2 protein-coding genes are annotated in these 2905 nt (G+C 67.7%); both read right to left on the bottom strand.

The window, feature by feature from the left end; genetic code table 11:
• Positions 1–345 precede the first annotated feature (345 nt).
• Positions 346–1686 (bottom strand): exodeoxyribonuclease VII large subunit, encoded by a 1341-nt coding sequence (gene xseA, locus AC1DJN_RS21450; RefSeq protein ID WP_442252121.1) that lies wholly within the window; start codon positions 1684–1686, stop codon positions 346–348.
• A 45-nt stretch (positions 1687–1731) separates the two neighbouring features.
• Positions 1732–2802 carry a tRNA epoxyqueuosine(34) reductase QueG gene (gene queG / locus AC1DJN_RS21445; protein ID WP_478040162.1) on the bottom strand — a complete coding sequence of 357 codons (1071 nt, stop codon included), beginning with the start codon at positions 2800–2802 and terminating at the stop codon, positions 1732–1734.
• Between the last annotated feature and the right edge of the window lie 103 nt (positions 2803–2905).

The raw sequence follows: 2905 nt of genomic DNA, 5'->3' as shown, positions 1-2905 counted from the left end.
CGGCATGGCCTGCCCTTGGTGGGTGTCGACCTTGGTCGACACGGTAGATCCACGCCATGCGTGGATGCATTTCGATCAATTGTCGAAATATTCGATCTCGATGGAGATTCATTCACGCATGGAATGGATGTACCAACCGCCACCGGGAAACTCTCGAAGGCGGGGTGGGTCCGGTTGCGGGGGCGTGAGCGTCATGGATGGCGCGACCGAGCTTACATGGACGTACTTGCAGCGTCCCCCGCAACCGGGCCCGCCCCGCCATCCCTCAGGAAACCCGCTTCTGCCGTTGCTTCGGCTGTTGCCGTTGCTTCTGCGGGTGCAGGGCGCAGCCCTGCCGAACACCCCTTACTTGACCGCAGTCACCTGTACGTCGATCACGCCGTCGCCGACCCGGGCCTGCAGTGCGTCACCCGGTTGCACCTGCTCGATCCGGCGCACCAACGCGCCATCCTCTGCACGGGTCACGATGCTGTAGCCACGCGCGACGGTCGCCAGCGGACTGACCGCTTCCAGCGAACGTGCAAGGCCACGCAGGCGCAGCGCATCACGCTGCAGCAGGCGCTGCAGCGCGGCCTGCGGGCGACCGCCCAACGCGGCAAGGCGACGTCGCAGCGCCTCCATCTGCCGCTGCGGATGATGGCCCCTTAACACTGCAGCAGCGTGGCGCAAACGGGCTGCGCGACGCTCCTGCTGCTGGTTGTGCGCCGCATGCAAGCGACGTCCGAGGTCCAGCTGACGACGGCGCAGCAGATCCAGTCGTGCCTGCGGACTCTGTGCGTTCAAGCGCAGCAGGGCGCGATCAGCGCGCTGCATGGCCTGCTGCATGGCGTGGCGTTGCAGCTGCACCATGCGAGCCGCGTTGCGGCGCAGGCGCAGGGCCAGATCGCGCTGATCGGGTACCAGCAGTTCCGCGGCCACCGATGGCGTAGGCGCGCGCAGGTCAGCAGCGAAATCGCTGAGACTGAAGTCGGTTTCGTGACCCACCGCCGAGACCACCGGCGTGCCGCTGGCGGCGATTGCGCGGGCCAGCGCTTCATCGTTGAAGGCCCACAGGTCTTCCAGCGAGCCACCACCACGGGTCAGCAGGATCACGTCGTAGCGACCGCTGGCATCGGCGGCCTGCACCAGGCGGGTGATCTGCGCGGCAGCGGTTGCGCCCTGCACCAGGGTCGGCAGCAGATCCACTTCCAGCAACGGGAAGCGGCGGCCGAGCACGCTCAGCACATCGCGCACGGCGGCACCGGTGGGCGAGGTGATCACCGCCAGGCGCTGCACGTGGGCCGGCATCTGCCGCTTGCGGGCCGGGTCGAACAGTCCCTCGGCTTCCAGCCGCGCCTTCAGTTCCTCGAACGCGCGACGCAGTGCGCCTTCGCCGGCTTCCTCCATGTGGTCCAGCACCATCTGGTACTCGCCACGGGCGTCGTACAGGGTCACCTTGCCGCGCACCAGCACGCGCATGCCCTCGCGCGGAACGAACTTCAGGTACTGCGCCTTCATTCTGAACATCGCAGCGCGCAACTGTGCACGCGCGTCCTTCAGAGTGAAATACAGATGGCCGGACGCCGGCCGCGCCACGCTGCCCAGTTCGGCTTCCACCCAGATCGCCGGGAAGCTGCCTTCCAGCAGGTCGCGCGCCAGGGTGTTGAGCTGGCTGGGGGTGAAGACGTCGTTGTTGCGTGGCTGCATGGTGACGGCGTGGGGCAGATGGAGCAGGGGGCTCAGGATCGCACGTCAGCGCTGGCCGTGCTGGGCCAGTGCCCATTGCACGTGTTCGCGGACTACGGGCGAAGCAGCCTCGGCGCGCGTCTGCAGCGCCGACAGCGTCTCTGCCGTGGTTGGCGCATTGCCCAGCGCCACGGCGATGTTGCGCAGCCAGCGCTCGTGACCACTGCGGCGGATCGGGCTGCCTTCGGTACGGCGCAGGAATTCAGCTTCGTCCCAGCCGAACAACTGGTCCAAGCGTGCGGTGTCCAGGTTGTTGCGGGCGCGGAAGTCAGCTTCGTCGGTGCGCTTGGCGAACTTGTTCCARGGGCASACCAGCTGGCAGTCGTCGCAGCCRTAGATGCGGTTGCCSATCARCGGTCGCATCTCCACTGGAATCGCACCGTCATGCTCGATGGTCAGGTAGGAGATGCAGCGGCGCGCATCCAGCCGCTGCGGGGCGGTGATGGCCTGGGTCGGGCAGACGTCGATGCAGCGCGTACAGGTGCCGCAGTGCGCGCTGGCCGGCGTGTCGATCGGCAGCGGCAGGTCGATGTAGATCTCGCCGATGAAGAACCACGAGCCGCCGTGGCGGTCGATCAGGCAGGTGTGCTTGCCGATCCAGCCCAGCCCCGCGTTGCGTGCCAGCGCGCGTTCCAGCACTGGCGCCGAATCGACGAAGACGCGGTAGCCCAGCGGCGCCACTTCATCGTTGATCTGCGTGGCCAGCTTCTGCAGGCGGTTGCGCATCAGCTTGTGGTAATCGCGGCCGAGCGCGTAGCGGGCGACGTAGGCGCGCCCCGGATCGGCCAGGGTCGCCCACGCTTCGGTGTCGTCCCTGTGGCTGTAGTCCATGCCCACCGAGATCACCCGCACGGTGCCGGGAAGCAGCTCTGCCGGGCGCGCGCGCAGGGTGCCGTGGCGTGCCATCCAGTCCATCGTGCCGTACAGGCCCTGGCCCAGCCAGTCGGCCAGGTGCGCCTCGTCCTCGCCCAGTTCGATGCCGGCGATACCGCAGCGCTGGAAGCCATGCGCGCGCGCCAGATCGCGGATGCGCTGTACGGCCAGGGCCGGATCGAGGGGGGCAGGGACGGGGGACATGTGCACCAGTATAAAATCCCCGCATGGCCAACCTCGCCGATCTGTTCGATTCCCGTGCCGCACGCACACTCGATGCCCAGGCCTCCGCGCTGGCGGGCGATGG

It is taken from the genome of Stenotrophomonas sp. 05L414_2 (assembly GCF_056397905.1).
The sequence above is the reverse complement of the archived record's forward strand: the minus strand, read 5'-3'. Positions and strand labels throughout refer to the sequence as shown.